Raw genomic sequence first — 6,086 nt, 5'->3', positions numbered from 1 at the left:
CCTCGCGGCTGGCCTATAACGTGGCGTTCCCGCTGCTGGTCGGTTTCTCGTCGATCCCCAAGGTCGCCGTGGTGCCGATCTTCGTGCTGTGGTTCGGCGCCGGCACGGTGCCCGCGATCCTGACCTCCATGATCATCTCGGTCTTTCCGGTGGTCGTGAACATGGCGACCGGCCTCGCCACCACCGAACCGGAGCTGGAGGACGTGCTAAGGACGCTGAAAGCGACCAAGCGCGACATCCTGCTGAACGTCGGCCTGCCGCGTGCGATGCCCTACCTGTTCGCCTCCCTCAAGGTGGCGGTGACGCTGTCGTTCGTCGGCACCGTGATCTCCGAGACGGTCGCGTCCAACCGGGGCATCGGCAACATGATGCTGATCGCGTCTTCCAACTTCAACGTCCCGCTGGTGTTCGCCGGATTGTTCATCCTCGCGGGATTGGGCATCGCGCTCTACGTGATCTTCTCCGCGATCGAGCGCCGCGTCACCGGCTGGGCCAACCGCAAGACCGAATTGGCGATGGGCTGAGGCCCTCGCATACCCTCTGCACTGGAGAACGTCATGCTCACCCTGACACGCCGGGCGGCGCTGCTCGCCGGCTTCGGCCTGGCACTCGCCATGTCTTCCACCATGTCTTCCGCCACCGCCCAGACCCCAACGCCTATCCGTTTCACGCTGGACTGGAAGTATCAGGGCATCCACGCCTGGTACTTCGTCGCCCAGGAGAAGGGCTATTTCCGCGACGAAGGCCTCGATGTCACGATCGACCAGGGCGAAGGGTCGGCGGCGACCGTCACCCGCATCATGTCCGGCGCCTACGATGCCGGGTTCGGCGACATCAACGCCGTGATCCAGCAGGCGTCGCAGAAGCCCGCCGACGCGCCGGTCATGGTTTATCAGGTCTACAACAAGCCGCCCTTCTCGGTGCTGACCAAGGCGGACAGCGGCATCGGCAGCATCGAGGAACTGGCGGGCCAGAAGGTCGGCGGACCGGCCGGCAGCGCCGCGACCCGCCTGCTCCCGGCGCTGCTGGCGCGGAACGGCGTCGCGGAAACCTCCGTCGAAGTACTCAACATGCAGCCGAACCTCCAGGAGCAGATGCTGATCCGGGGCGAGGTCGCGGCCTCCCTCGTCTTCAACGTGACCAGCTACGTCAACCTGATCCAGCAGGGGCAGGACCCCGATACCGGCTTCCGCTGGCTCGACTACGCCGACTACGGGCTGGACCTTTATTCCAACGGCGTGATGGTTTCCCAAGCGCTGGTGCGCGACAAGCCGGAAGCGGTCAAGGGGCTGGTGCGCGCCATCAACCGCGCGGTCAAGGACGTGATCGCCGACCCGGCTTCGGGCGTCAAGGCGCTGACGGCGATCGAGCCGCTGGTCGACGCCAAGAGCGAGCAGCGCCGCGTCGCCTTCGCTTTCGATACCTTGATGATCACGCCGGAGACGCGGAAGATCGGGTTGGGGGACGTGGACGACGCGCGGCTTGGCCGCTCCATTGACGTCATGGCCGAAGCGTACAAGTTGCAGGACAAGCCCAAGGTCTCCCAGGTCTTCGACCGTTCCTTCCTGCCGCCGCTGGATGAGCGGAGCATGGGTCCCGCAACGAATTGAGGTCATTTATGACGAACCGCTCCATCGCCTGCGCAAGCCTGCTCGAAGGTCCCGGCTACGAGGTTCGCGGGCCGCGCAGGATCAGGCTCGACGGCGGGCGGATCGGGGCCGTCGAAGAGATAGGCGGCGGGGCTGTGGAGGGCGGGGCGCTGTTCGCCCTTCCGTCCCTCGTCAACGCGCACGACCATGGCCGTCCGGTGCGGTCGAGTTCGTTCGGCGCCGGCGGCAAGCCGCTGGAGCTTTGGCTTCAGTATCTGGCGCTCCTGCCCGCCGTCGATCCGTATCTGGCCGCCGCATCCTCGCTGGGCCGCAGCGCGCTCGGCGGGGCCGGCGCCGTCATGGTCCACCACACCAGGGTCCAGGGCCTGACTTCCTTTCCGGAGGAAGCGGCGGAGGTGGCGCGGGCGGCCCGCGACATCGGCGTCCGCATCGGCTTCGCCGTGGCGCTGAAGGACAGGAACCCTCTGGTCTATGGACCGTCGGACGAGTTGCTGGCGCTGATGCCGGAACCCGCGCGCAGCGAGATCGCGCAGCGCACGGCCAAGCCGCCGCTGCCCGTGGCCGACCAGATCCGGCTGGCCGAGGAAGCGGCGGATGCCGCGGCGGGCGATCTCGTCGATGTCCAGTTCGGCCCGACCGGCGTGCAGTGGTGCTCGCCGGAACTGCTCCGGGCCATAGCCGAGGCGTCGGCGCTCTCCGGCCGGCGCGTCCATATGCACTGCCTGGAAACCCGCTACCAGCGCGACTGGGCCGACCGGAACTTCCCCGACGGCATGATCCGCTTCCTGAAGGAGATCGGCCTGCTGTCGCCGCGCCTGACCCTGGCGCACTGCACCTGGGCACGGCCCGATGAGCTGGAGCTGATCGCGGAGGCGGGGACGACCATCGCCGTGAACTCGGGTTCGAACCTCGGCATCCGGTCCGGCATCGCCCCGGTGGCCGAGATGGTCGCGCGGGGCTGCAAGGTAGCGCTCGGCCTGGACGGGCTGACGCTCAACGAGGACGACGACGCTCTCTGCGAGATGCGCCTGACCAATGCGCTCCACCGCGGCTGGGGTTTCGAGTCAGCCATCGACGAAAAGCGGATGCTCCGCATCGCGCTCGCCGAAGGCCGCGCTGCCGTGACCGGCAGCGCCGAAGGCGGCGTGATCCGGCAGGGCGAACCGGCGGACTTGCTGCTGCTGGACGCCGATGCGCTCGACGGCGACCGTCTGGTGCCGGACCTGTCTCCGGCGGACCTGCTGTTCGCCCGCGCCGGAGCCGGCCACATCGCCGAGCTGATCGTGGCCGGGCGGACTGTCGTGCGGCGGGGCCGCGTGACGGGCATCGACCACGACGCCGTCCAGGCGGAGCTTCTGGCTCGCCTTCGTCACGGCATTGCGGAAAACGCACCCCTACGGGCGGCCCTGCCGGAACTGGACCGGGCCATGAAGCATCATTTTGCGGCAGCGCCCTGCTGCTGATCTATCGGGACCGATCATGACATCCTCACTGCTCAATCCTATGGTAGCGGTCCACCGCGTCGCCGCTTCCGGTCCGGACGACGTTGCGGGCCTGGAACGGCTGGTCGAAGCCGGGACGCTCGACCCGTCGGGCATCGTCGCCATCCTCGGCAAGACGGAAGGCAACGGCTGCGTCAACGACTTCAGCCGGGGCTTCGCGACCCAGAGCCTCAAGCTGTTCCTGCACCGGCATATCGGGCCGGATGCCGCCGGTTCCGTCTGCCTCGTCATGTCGGGCGGCACGGAAGGGGCGCTGTCGCCTCACTGGATCGTGTTCGAGCGAAAGCACGTCAAGGAGTTCGGTCAAGGTCCCGCCCTGGCCATGGGAAGCGCCATCACCCCGCCGCTCCCGCCGGAGCATCTCGGCCGCAAGGCACAGGTGGAGATGGTGGCCGACGGGGTACGTCTGGCGATGGAGCGGGCACGCATCGCCGATCCCGCGGAAGTGCATTTCGTCCAGATCAAGTGTCCCCTGCTGACGGCGGCCCGCGTGACCGAGGCGGAAGGGCGCGGCTTAGCCACGGCGACCCGCGATACGCTCAAGTCGATGGGCCTGTCGCGCGGCGCCAGCGCGCTCGGCGTCGCCCTCGCCCTGGGCGAGCTGGAGATCGACGCCATCGCGGAGGCCGCCATCGGCGCCGACATGGGGCTGTGGTCCGGGCGGGCCAGCACCTCGGCCGGCATCGAGATCATGGGCCACGAAATCCTGGTGCTGGGAATGAGCGGGGAGTGGTCTGGACCGCTCCGCATCGACCACGCCGTCATGACCGACGCCGTCGATATCGAGCCGGTGCGCGCGGCATTGGGCCGGCTGGGCTTCGGCGGCCCGGGACAGCTCGGTGCCGGAGAGCGCGCCCGCATCAGGGCCGTGCTCGCCAAGGCGGAAGCGTCGCGCACCGGCACGGTCCGGGGGATGCGCCACACGATGCTCGACGACAGCGACATATCCGCGACCCGGCACGCCCGCGCCTTCGTCGCCGGCGTCCTCGCCGGGACGGTCGGCCTGACCGACCTGTTCGTCTCGGGAGGAGCGGAGCACCAGGGGCCGGACGGCGGCGGCCCCGTCGCGATCATCGCGGAGCGGGGGTGAACCGATGGCCTCTCCAGTCCAAATCCATCCCGAACCGGGCACCGTCCACTGGGGCTATTTCGACGCGGCCCTCCCGCCCGTGGCCGAGGTCGAGAGCGGCGACACCGTCGTCCTCCACACGCTGAGCGGAAGCCGCGACGACCTGCCGCCGCCCGGCGGCATGACGATCCGCCCGGAACATGCCCGCGTCCACGCCGCCGTGACACCCGAGCTTGGGCCGCACATCATGACCGGCCCGGTCGCGGTGCGCGGAGCGGAACCGGGCGACGTCCTGCGCGTCGATATCCTCGACGTGGCGCTGCGCGACAATTGGGGCTTCAACCTGATCCGCCCCGGCGCCGGCGCCTTGCCGGAGGATTTTCCCTACCACCGGCGCATCCACCTCGCCATCGACCGGGAAAAGCGTCTGGTCCGCACGCCCTGGGGGCTGGAGATCCCGGCCAGACCCTTCTTCGGCGTGATGGGAACGGCGCCGGGTGCCGAGCTTGGCCGCCTCACTTCCGTCGTGCCGCGCTCGTTCGGCGGCAATATCGACAACAAGGAACTGGTGGCGGGATCGACGCTCTACCTGCCGGTCTGGACCGCGGGCGCCCTGTTCTCCGCCGGGGACGGGCACGCGGCCCAGGGTGACGGCGAGGTCTGCCTGACCGCCGTCGAGACGGGGTTGACCGGAACCTTCCGCCTCACCCTGGTCAAGGGAACGAGCCTGAAGGCCCCGAGGGCCGAGACGCCGACGCATCTGATCACGATGGGCTTCGACGAGGATCTGGACGAGGCGGCGCGGACAGCACTCCGCGACATGATCGCCTTGATTACGCGCTGCACCAGCCTTTCGGCGGACGAGGCCTACCGGCTGTGCAGCTTGGCCGCAGACCTGCGTGTTACCCAATTGGTCAACCGGCACAAGGGCATCCATGCCATGCTGGGGCGCTGGGCGCTCGGGCCGGCGGGAGCGAAGGCCTCGGCACTCGGCAAGTAGTACGGATTCAAAGCCAGGAGTTTGGAGAAAAGACATGGAAAAGCTGAAGGTCACGATCAACGAGCACGTCTTCGATGCGCGCCTCGAAACCGAAGCGGCGCCCAAGACATGCGCCGCGTTCATCGAGCGGCTACCCTTCGTGTCCCAGATCGTCCATGTCCGCTGGAGCGGCGAGGGCGTCTGGATTCCGCTGGGCGACTACGATTTCGGCGTCGGCTACGAGAACCACACCAGCTACCCCGCTCCCGGACAGATCATCCTGTATCCGGGCGGCATCAGCGAGACCGAGATCCTGCTGGCCTATGGCGGCGTCCATTTCGCCAGCAAGATGGGCCAGCTTGCCGGCAACCACTTCATCACGCTGACCTCCGGCCTGGAAAAGCTGCCGGAAATCGGCAAGCTGGCCCTGTGGAAAGGCGCCCAGAAGATCACCTTCGAGGCGGCCTGAGCCGAAGGGACGGGGCCTTCAGGCCTGCTTCTCCAGCCGGGCCGCTTCGAACGCCAGCAGCGCCTTCTTCCGCCTGACACCCCAGCGGTAGTTGTGGACGATGCCCGACTTCAGGATCACCCGGTGACACGGGATGATCAGGCTGATCGGGTTCCGTCCGACGGCGGCACCCACGGCGCGCGGAGCCTCCGGCCTGCCGACCGCGCGGGCAAGGTCCTGATAGCTGATGAAGCGGCCGGCGGGGATGCGCAGCAGCGCTTCCCAGACCTTGATCTGGAAGTTGGTGCCCCGGAGCACCAGCGGGATCGGATCTCCCTTTTCCGAACCGGCGTTCGGGCCGAAGGCGAAGACGCGGGCGGCGATCCCCGCCGTGGCAGCCTCGTCCCGGATCAGGTCGGCGGCGCCCCATTCCTCCACGAAGGTACGGACCGCCGCGTCCTCGTCGCCGTCGATCACG

At 68.3% G+C, this 6,086-nt stretch carries 7 protein-coding genes; 6 read left to right on the top strand and 1 reads right to left on the bottom strand.

Annotation, left to right across the window (positions count from 1 at the left end; genetic code table 11):
• The 6 genes from AC5JJ6_RS37155 to AC5JJ6_RS37130 form a co-directional block, all read left to right on the top strand.
• A partial coding sequence (locus AC5JJ6_RS37155; protein ID WP_496046853.1) for an ABC transporter permease occupies positions 1-524 on the top strand: 524 nt, incomplete at its 5' end.
• Positions 525-557: 33 nt separating this feature from the next.
• Positions 558-1,610 carry an ABC transporter substrate-binding protein gene (locus AC5JJ6_RS37150; protein ID WP_496046852.1) on the top strand — a complete coding sequence of 351 codons (1,053 nt, stop codon included), beginning with the start codon at positions 558-560 and terminating at the stop codon, positions 1,608-1,610.
• Between the two features lie 8 nt (positions 1,611-1,618).
• Positions 1,619-3,073: an amidohydrolase family protein gene (locus AC5JJ6_RS37145; protein ID WP_496046851.1), complete on the top strand. Its 1,455-nt coding sequence runs from the start codon at positions 1,619-1,621 to the stop codon at positions 3,071-3,073.
• Positions 3,074-3,089: 16 nt separating this feature from the next.
• Positions 3,090-4,202 carry a cyanuric acid amidohydrolase gene (atzD, locus tag AC5JJ6_RS37140; RefSeq protein ID WP_496046850.1) on the top strand — a complete coding sequence of 371 codons (1,113 nt, stop codon included), beginning with the start codon at positions 3,090-3,092 and terminating at the stop codon, positions 4,200-4,202.
• 4 nt (positions 4,203-4,206) lie between these two features.
• Positions 4,207-5,181 carry an acetamidase/formamidase family protein gene (locus AC5JJ6_RS37135; protein WP_496046849.1) on the top strand — a complete coding sequence of 325 codons (975 nt, stop codon included), beginning with the start codon at positions 4,207-4,209 and terminating at the stop codon, positions 5,179-5,181.
• Positions 5,182-5,215: 34 nt separating this feature from the next.
• A complete protein-coding gene (locus AC5JJ6_RS37130; protein WP_496046848.1) occupies positions 5,216-5,629 on the top strand; it encodes a DUF3830 family protein in 414 nt (137 codons plus the stop codon).
• 18 nt (positions 5,630-5,647) lie between these two features.
• Here the strand turns inward: AC5JJ6_RS37130 and AC5JJ6_RS37125 are convergent.
• On the bottom strand, positions 5,648-6,086 hold a 439-nt coding region (locus AC5JJ6_RS37125), incomplete at its 5' end, for a methylated-DNA--[protein]-cysteine S-methyltransferase (protein WP_496046847.1).

The sequence above is a fragment of the Skermanella sp. genome (assembly GCF_059503625.1).
This window is presented reverse-complemented; position numbering and strand designations above follow the sequence as displayed.

Bases quoted from the DNA above. Each gene is read 5' to 3' on its own strand.
- AC5JJ6_RS37135 (WP_496046849.1), top strand. From the start codon at position 4,207: ATGGCCTCTCCAGTCCAAATCCATCCCGAACCGGGCACCGTCCACTGG.
- atzD (WP_496046850.1), top strand. From the start codon at position 3,090: ATGACATCCTCACTGCTCAATCCTATGGTAGCGGTCCACCGCGTCGCC.
- AC5JJ6_RS37150 (WP_496046852.1), top strand. From the start codon at position 558: ATGCTCACCCTGACACGCCGGGCGGCGCTGCTCGCCGGCTTCGGCCTG.
- AC5JJ6_RS37145 (WP_496046851.1), top strand. From the start codon at position 1,619: ATGACGAACCGCTCCATCGCCTGCGCAAGCCTGCTCGAAGGTCCCGGC.
- AC5JJ6_RS37130 (WP_496046848.1), top strand. From the start codon at position 5,216: ATGGAAAAGCTGAAGGTCACGATCAACGAGCACGTCTTCGATGCGCGC.